Source organism: Bacillus sp. JJ1122, assembly GCF_036964885.1.
Taxonomy (GTDB): domain Bacteria; phylum Bacillota; class Bacilli; order Bacillales; family Cytobacillaceae; genus Mesobacillus.
Genome location: NZ_JBALQL010000001.1, coordinates 330232 through 348592, shown reverse-complemented (window position 1 = coordinate 348592; position 18361 = coordinate 330232). Strand labels below are relative to the sequence as shown.

The 18361-nt window shown below is 44.4% G+C and carries 15 protein-coding genes; 14 read left to right on the top strand and 1 reads right to left on the bottom strand.

The features are described 5' to 3' along the window. Positions 1–123: 123 nt before the first annotated feature. From V7201_RS01700 to pyrE, 9 genes are all read left to right on the top strand, one after another. The gene (locus V7201_RS01700; protein ID WP_335375044.1) at positions 124–1443 is read left to right on the top strand and encodes a solute carrier family 23 protein; all 1320 of its coding nucleotides are present in this window, start codon (positions 124–126) and stop codon (positions 1441–1443) included. 180 nt (positions 1444–1623) lie between these two features. Beyond that, the gene (locus tag V7201_RS01695; protein ID WP_335375043.1) at positions 1624–2568 is read left to right on the top strand and encodes an aspartate carbamoyltransferase catalytic subunit; all 945 of its coding nucleotides are present in this window, start codon (positions 1624–1626) and stop codon (positions 2566–2568) included. After that, on the top strand, positions 2531–3814 hold the full coding sequence (locus V7201_RS01690) for a dihydroorotase (protein ID WP_335375042.1): 1284 nt from the start codon (positions 2531–2533) through the stop codon (positions 3812–3814). Before V7201_RS01695 ends, V7201_RS01690 begins: the two co-directional genes overlap by 38 nt. Further along, on the top strand, positions 3811–4908 hold the full coding sequence (locus tag V7201_RS01685; protein ID WP_335375041.1) for a carbamoyl phosphate synthase small subunit: 1098 nt from the start codon (positions 3811–3813) through the stop codon (positions 4906–4908). The genes V7201_RS01690 and V7201_RS01685 overlap by 4 nt, the downstream gene beginning before the upstream one ends. Beyond that, positions 4895–8107, top strand: coding sequence for a carbamoyl-phosphate synthase large subunit (carB, locus tag V7201_RS01680; RefSeq protein ID WP_335375040.1), 3213 nt, complete (start codon positions 4895–4897; stop codon positions 8105–8107). The genes V7201_RS01685 and carB overlap by 14 nt, the downstream gene beginning before the upstream one ends. Next, the gene (locus V7201_RS01675) at positions 8104–8877 is read left to right on the top strand and encodes a dihydroorotate dehydrogenase electron transfer subunit (protein ID WP_335375039.1); all 774 of its coding nucleotides are present in this window, start codon (positions 8104–8106) and stop codon (positions 8875–8877) included. The genes carB and V7201_RS01675 overlap by 4 nt, the downstream gene beginning before the upstream one ends. Further along, positions 8874–9815 (top strand): dihydroorotate dehydrogenase, encoded by a 942-nt coding sequence (locus tag V7201_RS01670; protein WP_335375038.1) that lies wholly within the window; start codon positions 8874–8876, stop codon positions 9813–9815. The genes V7201_RS01675 and V7201_RS01670 overlap by 4 nt, the downstream gene beginning before the upstream one ends. Continuing rightward, positions 9787–10503, top strand: coding sequence for an orotidine-5'-phosphate decarboxylase (gene pyrF, locus V7201_RS01665; protein ID WP_335375037.1), 717 nt, complete (start codon positions 9787–9789; stop codon positions 10501–10503). Before V7201_RS01670 ends, pyrF begins: the two co-directional genes overlap by 29 nt. After that, positions 10500–11138, top strand: coding sequence for an orotate phosphoribosyltransferase (gene pyrE / locus V7201_RS01660; protein WP_335375036.1), 639 nt, complete (start codon positions 10500–10502; stop codon positions 11136–11138). The genes pyrF and pyrE overlap by 4 nt, the downstream gene beginning before the upstream one ends. Before the next feature lie 56 nt (positions 11139–11194). Here pyrE and V7201_RS01655 read toward each other — a convergent pair whose 3' ends face one another. Next, positions 11195–12904: an Rqc2 family fibronectin-binding protein gene (locus V7201_RS01655; RefSeq protein ID WP_335375035.1), complete on the bottom strand. Its 1710-nt coding sequence runs from the start codon at positions 12902–12904 to the stop codon at positions 11195–11197. Positions 12905–13197: 293 nt separating this feature from the next. On the opposite strand from V7201_RS01655, the gene V7201_RS01650 reads away from it, so the two are divergent. From V7201_RS01650 to rpoZ, 5 genes are all read left to right on the top strand, one after another. Next, the gene (locus tag V7201_RS01650) at positions 13198–15888 is read left to right on the top strand and encodes a cation-translocating P-type ATPase (RefSeq protein WP_335375034.1); all 2691 of its coding nucleotides are present in this window, start codon (positions 13198–13200) and stop codon (positions 15886–15888) included. A 298-nt stretch (positions 15889–16186) separates the two neighbouring features. Beyond that, complete coding sequence (locus V7201_RS01645; protein ID WP_335375033.1) at positions 16187–17062, top strand: YicC/YloC family endoribonuclease; 876 nt, start codon at positions 16187–16189, stop codon at positions 17060–17062. A 56-nt stretch (positions 17063–17118) separates the two neighbouring features. Then, positions 17119–17382, top strand: a complete 264-nt coding sequence (remA, locus tag V7201_RS01640; protein WP_023614949.1) for an extracellular matrix/biofilm regulator RemA — start codon at positions 17119–17121, stop codon at positions 17380–17382. 9 nt (positions 17383–17391) lie between these two features. After that, positions 17392–18006 carry a guanylate kinase gene (gene gmk / locus V7201_RS01635; RefSeq protein ID WP_335375032.1) on the top strand — a complete coding sequence of 205 codons (615 nt, stop codon included), beginning with the start codon at positions 17392–17394 and terminating at the stop codon, positions 18004–18006. Continuing rightward, a complete protein-coding gene (rpoZ, locus tag V7201_RS01630) occupies positions 18007–18231 on the top strand; it encodes a DNA-directed RNA polymerase subunit omega (RefSeq protein ID WP_335375031.1) in 225 nt (74 codons plus the stop codon). Positions 18232–18361 lie beyond the last annotated feature (130 nt).

Genomic DNA, 18361 nt, shown 5'->3' with positions numbered 1-18361 from the left:
AGGCTGAAAAGGGGGAGCACAAGCGTTGGTTTGTGCGGGTTTTCTTACCCATACCCTCTTTGCACCTTCTGGCAAAGAGGGTTTTTTGTTTAAATAGTGTCATAAAACGAAGGGGGAAAAACAATGAACAAACCAATACTCGATATCAAAGATAGACCAGCACCCATTCAATGGTTCACATTAAGTCTTCAGCACTTATTCGCCATGTTTGGCGCCACAATCCTTGTACCTTATTTAGTCGGCCTAAGTCCGGCAATCGCCTTGATCTCAAGCGGACTAGGAACAATCGCATTCCTGATCATCACCAAATTCCAAGTCCCAGCTTACCTTGGCTCTTCATTCGCTTTCATCGCGCCGATCATCGCAGCGAAAGCAGCTGGCGGACCAGGATCGGCGATGGTTGGAACCTTCCTTGCGGGTCTTGTTTACGGAATCGTAGCCTTGATAATCAAAAAGGCTGGCTATCACTGGATCATGAGATTATTGCCGCCAGTAGTAGTCGGACCAGTCATCATCGTTATTGGACTTGCGCTTGCGGGTACAGCAGTAAACATGGCAATGAACGTCCCTGGCACAACAGAATACAGCCTGCTTCACTTCTCAGCAGCACTTGTAACACTTGCTGCAACAATCGTGTTCTCAATATACGCAAAAGGAATGCTGAGCATGGTTCCAATCCTTGCTGGAATCATTGTAGGGTATGTTTATTCACTAGCAATTGGAATCGTAGATTTCTCAATTGTACAAAATGCCGGCTGGTTTGAAATGCCTGACTTCATCTTCCCATTTGTGGATTATAAAGTAAGCATCAACCTGGATATCATCCTCCTGATGGTACCTGTAGCCATCGTAACTTTATCTGAACACATTGGCCATCAGCTTGTCCTGAGCAAGGTAGTCGGCCGTGACTATATCAAAGAACCAGGCCTTCACCGCTCCATCCTTGGCGACGGAATGGCAACAATGATTTCTGGGTTGATCGGCGGACCGCCCAAAACAACATATGGTGAAAATATCGGTGTCCTGGCAATCACAAGGGTGTACAGTGTCTATGTGCTGCTAGGAGCAGCGGTTATCGCAACTGTTTTCGGATTCGTCGGTAAAATCACTGCCTTGATCAGCTCAATCCCAACGCCAGTCATGGGCGGCGTATCCATCCTGCTTTTCGGAATCATCGCTTCATCTGGTCTGAGGATGCTGGTCGACAGCAAAATTGATTTTGGTAATACGAGAAACTTGATCATCTCTTCCGTCATTCTTGTAATCGGAATCGGCGGAGCATTCATAAAGGTATCTGAGCAATTCCAAATTCAGGGTATGGCGCTGGCAGCTATCATTGGTGTAGCGTTGAACATCATCCTGCCTGGCCGCCCGGAAATTGAAGAAGATATGTTTGAAGTTGAAGCAGAAAAAAAAACTGAGAAAAAGAACGATGTAGCATAGTATCACCTTTTAATAAAGTCCAGAGAGGCTTAGAAGGGTGTTATGAGCGAACCGGCTTATTCGACTACACATAAAACCAGCATCAACTGGTTTTATGCCGGCAAGTTCATGGCAAAGCACCCTGTTTAAATGACAGGGTGCTTTTTTATCGGGATTCTTGCTGAACGGGAGGATATAAAAATGAAAAAGGACCTTCTTACGACCTCACAGTTGAGTATAAAAGAAATCGAGGACATCTTAATGTCAGCGAGTGAATTTTCAAAAGGGCAATCATGGCAGCCCACCAAAAAAACATTTATCAGCAATTTGTTTTTCGAGCCAAGCACGAGGACAAAATCCAGCTTCGAGATGGCAGAAAGGAAGCTAGGTCTCGAAGTGATACCATTCGAGGTTCAAACCTCAAGTGTCCTAAAGGGTGAAACATTATATGACACGGTCAGGACGCTCGAAGCAATCGGCCTGGACGCCCTGGTCATCAGGCATAGCGCCGACAGTTATTTCAATGAACTTGAAAAAGGTATCTCAATACCGATCATTAATGCCGGGGACGGGCGTGGGCATCACCCAACCCAATCATTGCTTGATTTATTGACAATCCAGCAGGAGTTTGGAAAGTTCACGGGCCTTAAAGTGGCGATTATCGGCGATATCCTTCACAGCCGTGTCGCAAGGTCAAATGCTGATGCCCTAATAAGACTGGGAGCCAAAGTGATTTTTTCAGGACCGAAAGAATGGATAGGGAAAAATGAGCTTCCTGCTGGCTGCTGTTATATGGAAACAGATGAGGCAATCCAGAAAGCAGACGCAGTAATGCTGCTTCGCGTCCAGCATGAAAGGCATGATGGCACTGCGCTTTTTGAAAAAGAAGCTTATCATAAAAGATTCGGTTTAACGATTGAAAGAGAAAAGAAGATGAAGCCTGGAAGTATCATCCTTCATCCAGCGCCAGTCAATCGCGGAGTAGAAATCGCTGATGAATTGGTTGAAAGCCCAAGATCAAGGATTTTTAAGCAAATGGAAAATGGAGTTCATGTAAGAATGGCAGTCTTGAAAAGGGCACTTGAAAATAGGAATGGGGGAAACGTACATGTCGATGTTAATCAAAAATGGCAAATTGCTTACTGAAACCGGATTTGAAGCAATAGATATCTTAATAAAAGATGGGAAAATAGCACATATAGGCGTTAATCTGACAACCAATGCCAGTCAAATCATCGATGCAGGTGGAAAATTAATTGCTCCGGGATTTGTTGATCTCCATGTCCATTTACGAGAACCAGGCGGTGAGAAGAAAGAAACAATCGCTACAGGTACACTTGCCGCGGCAAAAGGCGGCTTCACTACCGTAGCTGCCATGCCAAACACAAGGCCAGTTCCTGATTCAAAAGCTCAGATGGAGTGGCTGCAGGAAAAAATCAAGGACACGGCTTCAGTCAGAGTCCTGCCGTATGCATCGATTACGGTCAGAGAGCTTGGACAGGAACTTACAGACTTTGCAGAATTAAAGGACGCTGGAGCATTCGCATTAACCGATGATGGAGTAGGAGTACAGTCAGCTGGAATGATGCTTGAGGCAATGAAAAGGGCAGCAGAGCTGGACATGGCCGTCGTCGCTCACTGTGAAGACAATACATTAATTAATAAAGGCTCCCTGCACGAAGGGAAGAAATCTGCAGAACTAGGATTCAACGGAATTCCTTCTGTTTGTGAGTCCGTACATATTGCAAGGGATATCCTTCTCGCTGAAAAGGCGGGATGCCATTATCACGTATGCCATATCAGCACAAAAGAATCGGTCAGAGCTGTAAGGGATGCTAAGAGATATGGCATTAAAGTCACTGCTGAGGTCACACCGCATCATTTGCTTTTAAATGAAGAAGACATACCAGGAAACGATGGTAATTATAAAATGAATCCTCCATTGAGAGGGAAAGCGGATCAAGAAGCATTAATCGAGGGTTTGCTCGATGGCACGATTGATTTTATCGCCACTGACCATGCACCACATACGAGCGAGGAAAAAGCAGAGGGCATAGAACTTGCACCCTTCGGTATAGTGGGACTGGAAACAGCATTCCCGCTCTTATATACACATTTAGTAGAAACAAACATTCTTACACTGAACCAGCTAATTGACTTTTTGACGGTAAAACCTGCAGCTGCTTTCGGGCTCACGTACGGTGAAGTAAAGGTCGGGGCAGCTGCGGACTTAGTATTGATCGACCTGGAAGAGAAAAGAGAAATCAATCCAGATGAATTTTTATCAAAAGGAAAAAACACACCATTTGCTGGCTGGAGCTGTAAAGGATGGCCAACATTAACGATTGCCGAAGGAAAAATAGTCTGGGATAAAGGATGTGTAACAGCATGAAGAAACAGCTGATTTTAGAGGATGGAACGATATTTATTGGAGAAGGATTCGGAAGTGAAGCATCGACTGCAGGCGAGGTTGTTTTTAACACTGGCATGACTGGCTATCAGGAAATACTGTCAGATCCATCTTACTGCGGACAGATTGTTACCCTTACGTACCCGTTGATTGGAAATTACGGAATAAACCGTGACGACTTTGAGTCGATCAGTCCTGCTGTCCAAGGACTCGTAGTAAAAGAAAATGCTGAATTCCCTTCAAACTGGCGATCTGAATTGCCGCTCGACACATACTTGAAAATGAAGAACATCCCTGCAATCGCAGGCATTGATACTAGGAAACTGACGAAAATCATCCGTCAGCACGGTACATTAAAGGGTACGATTTGCGGAATAGAAGAAAATCCTGAAGATATTATTGCTTCACTAAGAGGCAAAACATTGCCAAACGATCAGGTAAGGCAAGTATCAACGAAAACTCCGTACCCAAGCCCTGGCCGGGGGCACCGTATCGTACTGGTTGACTTTGGGCTGAAGCACGGCATTTTAAGAGAATTGAATGATCGGAATTGTGATGTGATTGTTGTGCCTTACAACACAACTTCCCAGGAAATCCTTAGTTTAAGCCCGGATGGCATAATGCTTTCTAACGGCCCTGGGGATCCAAAGGATGTTCCTGAAGCAATCGAAATGATCAAGGGCTTGATTGGCAAGATACCGATGTTCGGAATTTGCCTGGGACATCAGCTATTCGCACTGGCATGCGGAGCTGACACAGAGAAAATGAAGTTTGGTCACCGCGGCTCTAACCATCCGGTCAAGGATTTAAATACCGGAAAAATTGCTCTTACATCGCAGAACCATGGCTATACCGTAAAAGAAGATTCAGTCATGGGGACAGAGCTGGAAGTCACACATATCGCCTTGAATGACGGAACAATAGAAGGACTTTCGCATAAAAATGCTGCGGCATTTACAGTCCAGTACCACCCGGAAGCGTCTCCTGGTCCAGAAGATGCAAACGGATTATTCAATCAATTTTTAGACATCGTAGAAGCAGAGAAAAGGGAGGCTGTCGCAAATGCCAAAGCGTAAAGATGTAAACAGTATTTTAGTAATTGGGTCAGGCCCAATCATCATCGGGCAGGCTGCAGAATTTGATTATGCCGGAACTCAGGCGTGCATCGCTTTGAGGGAAGAAGGCTATAAAGTCATCCTCGTCAATTCCAATCCAGCGACAATCATGACTGATACTGAAATCGCCGATGTTGTGTACATCGAGCCGCTTACTCTCGAGTTTGTATCAAGAATCATCCGCAAGGAACGTCCTGATGCCATCCTGCCAACATTGGGAGGGCAGACTGGACTGAATCTGGCGGTGGAACTGGCAAAGTCAGGAGTGCTAGAAGAATGCGGTGTTGAAATCCTTGGCACGAAACTTGACGCGATCAACCAGGCCGAGGACAGGGAGCTATTCAGAAACCTGATGAATGAGTTAGGCCAGCCTGTTCCTGACAGTGATATCATCCACAGCCTTGAAGAAGCATATGCTTTTGTAGAAAAAATCGGATATCCGGTCATTGTCCGACCTGCATTCACTATGGGCGGAACTGGCGGCGGAATCTGCAGCAATGAAAAAGAACTGATTGAAATTGTGACTAGCGGTATAAAAAACAGTCCAGTAGGTCAATGCTTACTTGAAAAAAGCATTGCCGGATTCAAGGAAATTGAGTATGAAGTGATGCGGGACAGTAATGACAATGCCATTGTTGTCTGCAATATGGAGAACTTTGATCCAGTCGGAGTCCATACAGGAGACTCCATTGTCGTCGCACCGAGCCAGACATTAAGTGACAGAGAATATCAGCTGCTTCGTAACGCGAGTTTGAAAATTATCAGGGCACTAAAGATTGAGGGTGGCTGTAACGTTCAGCTAGCACTTGATCCAGACAGCTTTAATTATTATGTTATCGAAGTCAATCCACGTGTCAGCCGTTCTTCAGCCCTTGCATCAAAAGCAACTGGATATCCCATCGCAAAGCTTGCAGCTAAGATTGCGGTAGGGTTGACTCTTGATGAAATGCTGAACCCAGTTACAGGTAAAACATACGCTTGTTTTGAGCCTGCGCTTGACTATGTGGTAACAAAAATCCCGCGCTGGCCATTCGATAAGTTCGAATCTGCCAACCGTACACTTGGAACCCAGATGAAAGCAACTGGGGAAGTAATGGCGATTGGCCGGAATTTCGAAGAATCACTCTTAAAGGCAATCCGTTCCCTTGAAGCGGACGTCACACATCTTTCTTTGAAAAATAGCAGTGACATTCATGATGAACTGCTGGAAAAAAGAATTCGCAAAGCTGGGGACGAAAGATTATTTTACCTTGCAGAGGCAATCAGAAGAGGAATATCATTTGAAACGCTGCACAGCTGGAGCAAAATTGACCTATTCTTCCTTCATAAATTAGCTAGATTAATAGATTTTGAGCAGGTAATCACTCAAAACCCGTTTGATATTGAGACAGCGAGAACAGCAAAACAGAAAGGTTTTTCAGATAAAGTCATCTCCCAGCTATGGGAAGTAGACGAAAATGATGTTTATCAATGGAGATTAAAGAATGGACTGATTCCCGTCTTTAAAATGGTTGATACGTGTGCGGCAGAATTTGAGTCGGAAACATCATATTTTTATAGCACCTATGAAGAAGAAAATGAGTCTGTAGTGACCGACAAGCCGAGCGTGATTGTTCTAGGATCTGGCCCAATCCGCATTGGTCAGGGCATCGAGTTTGACTATGCAACTGTCCATTCTGTAAAAGCTATCAAGGAAGCAGGCTATGAAGCAATCATTGTAAATAACAATCCCGAAACAGTATCCACTGATTTCAGCATCTCGGATAAATTATATTTCGAACCGCTGACAATCGAGGATGTTATGAATATCATTAACCTGGAAAATCCAATCGGGGCGGTTGTTCAATTTGGCGGACAAACAGCGATCAATCTAGCTTCAAAGCTTGTAGAGCGAGGCGTAAAGATACTTGGAACGAGCCTTGAGGATCTTGATCGTGCCGAGGACCGCGATAAATTTGAACATGCACTTACAAACCTTAATATCCCTCTGCCAAAGGGGAAAACAGCGATGTCTGTTGAAGAAGCAGCAAAAATCGCTGCTGAAATCGGTTATCCGGTACTTGTCCGCCCTTCTTATGTGCTTGGCGGCAGGGCAATGGAAATTGTCTATAAGGAATCCGAACTCTTGCATTACATGAAGAACGCAGTAAAAATTAATCCTGAATACCCTGTATTGATTGACCGCTATCTAACAGGAAAAGAAGTAGAAGTCGATGCGATATCAGATGGTGAAACAGTGCTGATTCCGGGAATCATGGAGCATATCGAGAGAGCGGGAGTACACTCGGGCGATTCTATCGGTGTATACCCTCCTCAAAGTCTAAGCGAAAATGTGAAACAAAAGCTTGTTTCCTACACAATGGATCTTGCAAGAGGCTTGAATATCGTCGGACTGCTGAATATTCAGTATGTCATCACCAATGATGAAGTCTATGTGCTTGAGGTCAACCCGCGTTCAAGCCGCACCGTTCCCTTCCTAAGCAAAATCACGAACGTGCCAATGGCAAGGATCGCAACTAAAGTGATACTTGGACAAAACCTGAAAGAGCAGGGCTATGATTCAGGCATTGTACCGGAACAAGACGGAGTGTTTGTTAAGGTACCGGTGTTCTCTTTTGAAAAATTGCGTCGCGTTGACATTACGCTTGGGCCTGAAATGAAATCGACTGGTGAAGTGATGGGTAAGGACAGCACACTTGAAAAAGCTCTCTATAAAGGGATGATTGCTGCTGGAATGAAAATCCAGGAATTCGGTACAGTTTTGTTGACGGTTGCTGATAAGGATAAGGAAGAAGCATTGTCACTTGCCAAAAGGTTCACGAATATAGGCTACCAATTGATGGCGACAGAGGGAACGGCAAACTATCTGGAAAATGCGGGAGTCCGAGTTAAAACGATAGGCAAAATTGGTTCAGAAGGCCATAGCCTATTGGATGTCATCCGCAGCGGTGAAGCGCAGTTTGTAATCAATACACTGACTAAAGGAAAACAGCCTCAGAGGGATGGCTTCCGCATCCGCCGTGAGTCGGTAGAAAATGGTGTGCCATGCTTAACCTCACTCGATACAGCGGCAGCAATCCTCAAAGTCATTGAATCAATGACATTTTCAGCGGAGGCACTAGCGCCAATGAAAGCGGGTAAAGTGGGTGTCCTTACATGATCAGGCAAGAAAAGTGCATGGTTATAAGTAACAGGCAAATTGCTGAAAGTATCTATGAATTAATTTTAAAAGGTGCCATTACTTCGGAGATGTCTGACCCAGGGCAATTTGTCCATGTAAAGGTGGCGGATGGTTTTGATCCGCTCCTTCGCAGGCCAATCAGCATTGCAGCAATCGATCAGGATAACGGAACATTCACTATCATATACCGTAAGCAGGGAAAAGGCACATCCCTGCTTGCTGAAAAAAGAGCTGGAGAAGAAGTGGATGTACTTGGACCTTTAGGAAATGGATTCCCTGTAAATGAAGCGAGGCCGGGAGACACGGCAGTCCTGGTTGGTGGAGGAGTAGGAGTGCCTCCGATGTTCGAACTTGCGAAACAGCTTGCACAAAATGGAGTATCGGTTATGAGTATCATAGGATTCCAGTCTGCTAGTGCGGTTTTTTATGAAAAAGAGTTAGCTAAATACGGGGAAGTTTATGTTGCGACAGTAGATGGATCATATGGAACGCAGGGTTATGTAACCGATATTCTGTCAGAAATCCATGCAGACATCGTGTTTGCCTGCGGCCCGACTCCAATGCTGAGGGCAATAGAGTCGGGACAATATGCTCCTGAAATCTATCTTTCTCTAGAAGAACGGATGGGCTGCGGTATCGGGGCGTGCTTCGCATGTGTTTGCCATACGAAAGAAGATCCAAATGGCTTCTCATATAAAAAAGTATGCAGCGATGGTCCGGTATTCGCGGCAGGGGAGGTTGTCATATGAATCCATTAGCCATTCAATTGCCTGGCTTGAATTTAAAAAATCCAATCATGCCTGCATCGGGCTGCTTTGGTTTTGGGAAAGAATTCAGCCAGTTATACGACCTAAGCAAGCTTGGGGCAATCATGGTGAAAGCAACGACTCCCGAGCCTCGGTTTGGCAATCCTACTCCAAGGGTAGCAGAGACTTCTGGCGGAATGCTAAATGCAATTGGCCTGCAGAACCCTGGATTAGATAAAGTGTACGACGAAGAATTGTCATGGCTAGAGAAGTTTGAAGTCCCGATTATTGCGAACATAGCAGGTTCCACAGAGGATGATTATATAGCTGTAGCTGAAAAGTTGTCAAAAGCGCTAAATGTAAAAGCTCTGGAATTAAACATTTCCTGCCCGAATGTTAAAACAGGCGGGATTGCATTTGGGACTGATCCCGATATGGCTAAGGCACTCACAAAAAAGGTAAAGAATGTGTCAGATGTTCCTGTGTATGTGAAGCTGTCTCCTAATGTTGCCGATATTGTGAAAATAGCCAGGGCAGTAGAAGATGGCGGTGCTGACGGACTTACCATGATCAACACATTGCTTGGTATGAGGATTGATTTAATGACAGGCCAGCCAATTCTTGCAAATAAGACCGGAGGGTTGTCAGGTCCTGCCGTTAAACCAGTGGCAATCAGGATGATTTATGAGGTGAGTCAGCATGTATCAATTCCAATTATCGGAATGGGAGGAATTCAGTCTGCAGAGGATGTAGTCGAATTTTTCCTGGCCGGGGCAAGTGCTACAGCAGTTGGAACGCAAAATTTTGTTGATCCATTTATTTGTCCGAAAATTATTGATGAATTACCAGAAATACTTACAAAGCTTTGGGTTGACCATATTTCAGAATTGACAGGGAGGAGCTGGAAGAAGAATGAGAGACTCACTTATTATCGCCCTTGATTTCCCGAATAAAGCTAAGGTACTGGAGTTCCTTCAGCCATTTGAACAAGAGCAGCTTTTTGTGAAGGTCGGTATGGAACTGTTCTACTCAGAAGGCCCAGCGATCATCGAAGAGTTGAAAATGCTGAACCACAAAATATTTCTGGACTTGAAACTTCACGACATACCCAATACTGTCAAAAGTGCGATGAAGGTTATAGCGAGACTTGGCTGCGATTTGGTAAACGTTCATGCGGCCGGCGGCTCAGCCATGATGGCTGCCGCTATGGAAGGACTGGTTGCAGGAACTGAGGCAGGCAGAAAGCGGCCGCATTGTATTGCTGTCACCCAACTCACTAGTACATCAGATGCTCAAGTAAGCCAAGAACAGCTGATTGGAGTGTCCCTGATAGATTCAGTAATGAACTATGCCAGACTTGCTCAAAGTTCTGGACTTGATGGAGTAGTTTGTTCTCCACATGAGGCGCAATTGATTCAAAGCCGGTTAGGGTCACAATTTTTGACAGTGACACCCGGGATCCGCCCGACTAGCAATGAGCTGCAGGACCAGAAGAGAGTCGCAACGCCGAAGTTTGCCAGAGAACAGGGCATATCGGCAATTGTCGTCGGCAGGCCAATTACAAGGTCTGTCAATCCTCTTGAAAGCTATTTGACGATCAAAAATGAATGGAAGGGTGTTTATAAATGAAAAAAGAGATAGCAGGAGCTTTGCTCGAAATTGAAGCCGTTAGCTTACAGCCAGACTCACCATTCACATGGTCGTCTGGCTTAAAGTCCCCAATCTATTGCGATAACCGCCTGACCCTATCATACCCGGAAGTTCGCAGGAAAGTTGCTGATGGATTGAAAAACCTGATAGTAGAGCATTTTCAAGATGCAGAAGTCATCGCAGGAACAGCAACAGCGGGAATTCCTCATGCAGCATGGGTCAGTGAACTTATGGACCTTCCAATGAGCTATGTCCGTTCTAAAGCGAAAGAGCACGGTAAGGGCAACCAGATAGAAGGCAGGGTTACTGCAGGGCAGAAGGTTGTCGTAGTGGAAGACCTGATTTCAACAGGAGGCAGCGTGATCGAAGCTGTCGATGCATTACGTGAAGCAGGTTGTGAAGTACTCGGAGTAGTATCGATCTTTACATACGAGCTTGAAAAAGGTAAGCAGCAATTGCAGTCAGCAAGAATATCAGCCCATTCCCTGACAGACTTTACGACTCTTTCAAATTTAGCGGAGGAAAAAGGGCTTATCTCTAAAGAAAATTTGGAAAGTTTGGCAGAGTGGAGAAAGAACCCTGCTGAGTGGGGCGGAGCAATGAATAAACGATAATAAAGCTTTAAATGACAAACCCGCCTGAACAAAATTCAAGGCGGGTTTTGCATATCTTACTGTTTTAATTTCAAAATCATATCTTCATCAGGTGTGACGTACACAGTCTGCTGCTGGTCATAAATCACAAAACCAGGCTTTGCTCCAGCCGGTTTTTTCACATGGCGGACCTTTGTGAAGTCGACTGGCACAGAGCTTGAATTACGAGCTTTGCTAAAATAGGCGGCAATCTGTGCTGCTTCAAGTATGGTTTCTTCAGCAGGCTCCTTACTCCGGATGACAACATGTGATCCAGGTATATCTTTTGTATGGAGCCAAATATCATCTCTTGCGGCTGCCTTATTTGTTAAATAATCGTTTTGCTTATTGTTTTTGCCGATAATGATTTCTGTTCCATCTGAAGATTGATATTTCTCAAGTACTGGCTTTTGATTTTGTTTGTTTTTATATGATTTTTTCTGACGTGCCCGAATATAGCCGCCTTCCACAAGCTCTTCTCTGATTTCCTCGATATCCTTTGGCGATGCTGCCTCTACCTGCTGGAGAAGGGCATCGAAATAAGCGGCCTCCGCCTTAGCAAGTTCGATTTGCTCGATAACGATATTGACAGAGTTCTTGGCTTTTTGATATTTTGTAAAATATTTTTGTGCATTTTCTGATGGTGTTTTTCTTGGCTCAAGCGGGATGGTAATTGTTGCGCCATCTTCATCATAATAGTTCACCACGGTCAGTTCCTTCATGCCTTTTTGAGCCATGAAAATATTTGCAGTCAGCAGTTCACCATATAACTGAAATTGCTCAGCCTTCTTTGCATCCTCCAAAGTAGACTCAAGCTTTTTGATTTTCTTCTCGTTTTTTTCTTTTTCATTAATGATCAACCGTTCCAGATCATTTCCCTGCTGTTTTACCCGGTCACGTTCAGCCTTGCCAAAATAAAAGCGGTCAAGAAGGCTGCTTAACGAATCGTAAGTTTTTACTTCCCCTTTCAGATGTTCGAGGGGAAGGAGATAAAAAGCTTCCTTCGTATTTCCGTAGGTTATAGATGGCTTGTAAATATGATTCTTTATATCATTCATAACAGCGATAAACGTTTCTGGAAGTGTCAACCGATTCGCAAGGCCTGTCTTGAAGACGATCTCCCTGGCTAAAATAGGCGATATTCCAGCAAATCTTGAAACAAGCTGTTTATCGAGATTGCCTGAGTTGAAATCGATGGCTCTCAAAACATCATCGCCATTTGCTTCCAAAGGATTTAACTTGTCCTGTTGCGGAGGCATGATATATTCCTGACCAGGCATAATGGCGCGATGTGTATTTACCGCAAAGGAAATATGCTTGATGCTATCGAGAATGACATTCCTGTTCTTATCAACAATGATGATATTGCTGTGGCGGCCCATGATTTCTACGATCAGCTGCTTGTAAGATACATCCCCGAGTTCATTCCTTCCTTTTACTTCAAAAATAATCATCCGGTCAAGACCAGATTGCTGAATATCTTCAATTATGGAGCCTTCGAGATGCTTCCGCAATAACATGCAGAACATTGGCGGTTCATTGGGATTGTCATATTGCTCATTTGTAAGCTGGACCCTGGCATAGCTCGGGTGCGCGGACAACAGCAATTTATGGTTCACTCCGTTCGCTCTGACAGCCAGGATAATCTCATTTTTATAAGGCTGGTGGATTTTATTGATACGCCCTCCTTTTAGAAGGGAGGAAAGTTCATTCGTTATAGCTCTTGTAAACAATCCATCAAATGACATTGGCAATACATCCTTTTTGTTTATGTCTTGCTCCATCGCCATTTCGCAAGGCGGTGGAGTGTTTCTTATTAAAAGAATTTAAGTTGGCTAGCTCAAGCGCTTAGCCCATGGGCCGGTTGTCTATTTCGCCTCCTGGAAACTCCGGTGGCGTAGTTAGTCGCCGTTCCTTTTACTACGTACTTCTGTTTCCGCTTTTCTTATCCATATTAGCATTTTTTAGGACAGGGCTGAATATGATTTCTGTATATGAGGACAAACAGGTTCTATTTTGAAGGAGGAAGTGTGATGGCCCCATGAAGTTCCATGAAATGAATGAAAACGAAATTGCCAGCGCCTTAAGAACAGATTTTACAGAAGGATTGGATGAAAAGGAAGTAAAAAGCAGACGAGAGCAGCATGGGTCTAATATATTAGCTGAAGGGGAAAAGCAATCAGCCCTGTTATTATTCTTTAGTCAGTTCAAGGATTTCATGGTACTTGTATTGCTGGCGGCCACTTTGATCTCTGGCCTTCTCGGTGAAATGGTTGATGCCATCGCGATTATTGCAATTGTGCTTGTGAATGGCATTTTAGGCTTTTTTCAGGAAAGGAAAGCGGAAAAATCACTAGATGCTCTTAAAGAATTGTCAGCGCCGCAAGTTCATGCTTTAAGGGATGGCGGATGGGTTAAAATCCCATCTAAGGATACAGTGCCAGGTGACATATTGAAATTCACCTCTGGTGACCGGATTGGTGCAGATATCCGGTTGATTGAGTCCTGGAGTCTGGAGATAGAAGAATCAGCGCTTACGGGTGAATCTGTCCCGGTTCAAAAGAATACAAGCCCATTAAGAATTCCTAATCCAGGTCTGGGTGATATGGAAAATATGGCTTTCATGGGTACGATGGTTACAAGGGGAAGCGGTACTGGCGTTGTTGTAGCTACAGGAATGAAAACAGCAATGGGCCAAATTGCCGATCTTCTGCAAACAGCTGAAATCCAAGAAACCCCATTGCAGCGGAGACTTGAACAGCTTGGGAAAATACTGATAACTGCTGCTTTATTCCTTACTTTATTAGTGGTAGGGATCGGAGTCCTCCAAGGGCACGATTTATACACAATGTTCCTTGCAGGTGTCAGTTTGGCGGTTGCAGCGATACCAGAAGGACTGCCGGCAATCGTTACCGTTGCATTGTCGCTTGGCGTCCAGAGGATGATCAGGAAGAATGCCATTGTCAGGAAACTGCCTGCGGTAGAAACGCTTGGCTGTGCTTCTGTTATATGCTCGGATAAAACAGGCACGATGACTCAAAACAAAATGACCGTAACACATTTGTGGAGCGGAGGTAAAACCTGGACTGTCGATGGTGTAGGATATTCACCAACAGGCTCATTCTTTCACAAAGGAAGCAGCATTGATCCTCAGTCTGAAAAATCACTTCAGCAGCTTTTGACGTTTGGCATGATCTGCAATCATTCTGAAATCATTGAGAAAGATGATGAATATGCCATTGATGGCGATCCCACCGAGGGGGCACTTTTGGTGGCAGCGATGAAAGCTGGCTATCGAAGGCCAAGCCTGCTGAATCAGTTTGAAATTGTTAATGAATTCCCATTTGATTCAAAGCGGAAAATGATGAGTATGATTGTTAAAGACAAAAATGGAAGAAAGTTCGCTGTCGTTAAAGGAGCCCCTGATGTGTTGATCGGATTGAGTGAATCAATTCTTTGGGATCAAAGACAGCAATTGCTTTCCAAGGAAATGACGTCCAAAGTCCAGGCAGCGATTGATGAACTCGCTGGAAACGCATTGAGGACGATTGCGATCGCATTCAAGCCTGTTTCTGATAATACAGTGGTCCTTCATGAAAATGAAGCTGAAAAAGGGTTGACATTCATCGGATTGCAGGGAATGATTGATCCGCCGCGACCAGAGGTTAAAACGGCGGTAAAAGAATGCCGTGATGCAGGAATAAAAACGGTGATGATTACCGGGGACCATGTAATCACTGCAAAAGCAATTGCAAAACAGCTTGGAATTCTGACAAAGGACAGTAAAGTCATTGATGGCAAGACACTGACGGAGATGTCAGTTACCGAGCTTGAAGATGTTGTAGATGACGTTTCTGTTTTTGCTAGAGTATCACCAGAACATAAGCTGAAAATCGTTAAGGCTCTTCAAAATAGAGGACATATTGTGGCAATGACCGGAGATGGGGTCAATGACGCCCCGGCGATTAAGGCTGCTGATATTGGAGTAGCCATGGGGATCACGGGTACAGATGTAGCGAAAGAAGCATCATCCTTGGTACTGCTCGATGATAACTTTGCAACCATCAAAGCTGCGATCAAAGAAGGCCGGAACATCTATGAAAATATTAGAAAGTTCATCCGGTATTTACTTGCGTCAAATGTAGGGGAGATTCTGGTCATGTTATTCGCGATGATTTTGGGGTTACCACTTCCCCTCGTACCGATTCAAATCCTTTGGGTCAATCTCGTGACCGACGGACTGCCTGCTATGGCACTTGGTTTGGACCAGCCCGAAGAAGATGTGATGAAGCGCTCGCCCCGCCATCCAAAAGAAGGGGTATTTGCCCGGGGGTTAGGCTGGAAAGTGGTTTCAAGAGGATTCTTAATCGGTTTAGTGACGCTGATCGCGTTTATGGTTGTTTACGGAAGAAATCCAGAAGAGCTTGCCTATGCCCAGACAATTGCATTCGCCACACTCGTGATGGCACAGCTAATCCATGTGTTTGATTGCAGAAGTGAAAAATCTGTATTTGCCCGCAATCCATTTGGCAATAAATATCTTGTATGGTCAGTAATATCTTCACTTGTTATGGTTCTTGCGGTCATATACTCTCCAATGCTCCAGCCGATCTTCCATACTGTATCCATCCTGCCTGCTGACTGGCTGTTGATCATTGGATTATCTGCAGTTCCTACATTTTTGCTTGCCGGAACATTTTTTGCAAGAAAAACAAAAAGAAATATGATATAATCCGTTAGGTAATAGAGAAGGCTCTATTGCCTTTCTTTTTTTATTAGGCACTGTGAAAACTGAATGTTGATTTTTAATATGTTGATTGTAGTGGAAGGCGTGCAGACTCCTACGAAAATGCTAACGCATTTTCATCGTGCGCGGTCTGACTCGGGGAAGCTATACAGTGTCCTGCGGACTCAGCGAATGGAACGAAATCAACAGCCTTGTTTAAAGAGCCTTGTTATTAAATTATCACTTAAAATAAAATACCTTCACGGATCAACTCGACTTTTTATAGAGAATGGATGTGTCTTGAATGGTCGTCAGTATGACTGGATTTGGAAGGAGTAAGGCTGAGTCGGAAAGGTTCGGCGTTAATGTTGAGGTGAAGACGGTGAACCACCGTTTTTGTGAGTTCCATATACGCATGCCTCGCCAGCTCCTGAAAACAGAAGAAAAAATAAAGAAAAAACTTGGCGAACACATAAAAAGAGGGAGAGTCGAAGTATTTGTAACTTTGGAAGGTGAAGGCATAGTAAGCCGTAGTGTACATATTGACTGGCAAGCCCTGGACGAATTAGTCCACCAAATATCTGAGATTAAAAACCGTTACCGCATTGGCGGTGAAATCGAGCTTCGTGACCTTGTCAACCGGGACGAAATCATTCATATTGAAGAAAATGAGACAGAGAATGAAGAGCTTGAACAGCTTGTATTGGCTGCGATCCAGGACGCGGGAACACAGCTGGTCCAGATGCGCCTGCTCGAAGGAGCGGCACTAGAGAAAGATGTTGCTCAATACATCCAGCAGTTAAAAGGCAATCTCAGCAAGGTAAAACAATTCGCTCCAGACGTCGTAGAGCAATACAGGGACAGGCTGAGCAAGAAAATGGCTGATTTTTTTGATGGGCAGGCTGATGAAGACCGGATTCTCACTGAAGTAGCTTTTTTTGCGGACAAAGCCGACATCAGTGAAGAAATCACCAGGCTTGAAAGCCATGTTGTCCAATTCACAGAAATCATGAAGGCGAATGAACCTCTTGGCAGAAAACTTGATTTTCTGCTTCAGGAAATGAATCGCGAGGTCAACACGATTGGATCCAAAGCCAATGATTCTAGAATTGCCAGAGAAGTTGTCGAAATGAAAAGTCTCCTTGAAAAGGTTAAAGAACAAGTGCAGAATATAGAATAGCGTTTAGAATGAGCTTTGCAAGGCAAAAATAAATAACTGATGATTGGGGGACCATCATGGCAATAAAGCTTATAAATATAGGCTTCGGCAATATTGTTTCAGCGAACAGGATCATTTCAATCGTAAGTCCAGAATCCGCTCCGATTAAAAGGATCATTCAGGATGCGCGTGACCGAGGGTCATTAATAGATGCTACATATGGAAGAAGGACCAGGGCTGTTATCGTAATGGACAGCGACCATGTCATTCTCTCTGCGGTACAGCCAGAGACAGTTGCCCACCGTTTGAATGACCGGGATGATATTATTGATGAAGGGTAGGACTTTTTAATGCAGGAAAAAGGATTGTTAATTGTTCTTTCAGGGCCATCAGGAGTTGGGAAAGGAACGGTCCGGAAAGAATTGTTTTCCCAGCCGGATACAGCTTTTGAATACTCCGTTTCAGCTACAACCAGGATCCCGCGGGAAGGTGAGAAAAATGGAGTAGATTATTTCTTCAAATCAAGGGAAGAATTCGAAGAGATGATCAAGCAGGACCAGCTGCTTGAATTTGCAGAGTTTGTCGGTAATTATTACGGAACGCCTGTCGAGTATGTCCGCGAAACTCTTGATGCTGGGAAGGATGTTTTCCTCGAGATTGAAGTCCAGGGCGCAAGCCAGGTCCGCAGGAAGTTTCCCGAAGGTTTGTTCATTTTCCTTGCACCGCCTAGCCTTTCAGAGCTTGAAAACCGAATCGTTACGCGGGGAACCGAGACGGAGGATATCATTAAAGGCAGAATGAGAGCCGCTAGAGAAGAAATCGAAATGATGGAATTATATGATTATGTTGTTGAGAACGACCATGTGGAAAGTGCTGCTGAGCGTGTGAAAGCAATCGTGGTTGCAGAGCACTGCCGCAGGGAACGAGTTCAACATCGCTATAAAAAAATGCTGGAGGTAGATTAAATGCTTTATCCTTCTATTGATTCTTTAATGACAAAAATTGATTCAAAATATTCTTTGGTGTCAGTCGCTGCAAAGCGTGCACGCAGCATGCAGGTTCACATGGACCCGAAAATCGATAAGTATGTGTCACATAAGTTCGTTGGCAAGGCACTTGAAGAAATCAACGCTGAAAAGCTTCATTTCAAAACAGCTGCAAGCCATGAAGAATTAAATATCAACGAATAATTCCGCGATAACAACCTATTTATTGGGTTGTTATTTTTTTGTTTTTGGCGCTGTTAAACAAGACTGTTGATTTCAACTGCCGGCTTTTTCATGGGGAAATTCTTCTAGGGGCTGGCGCTGAGCCTCCTCG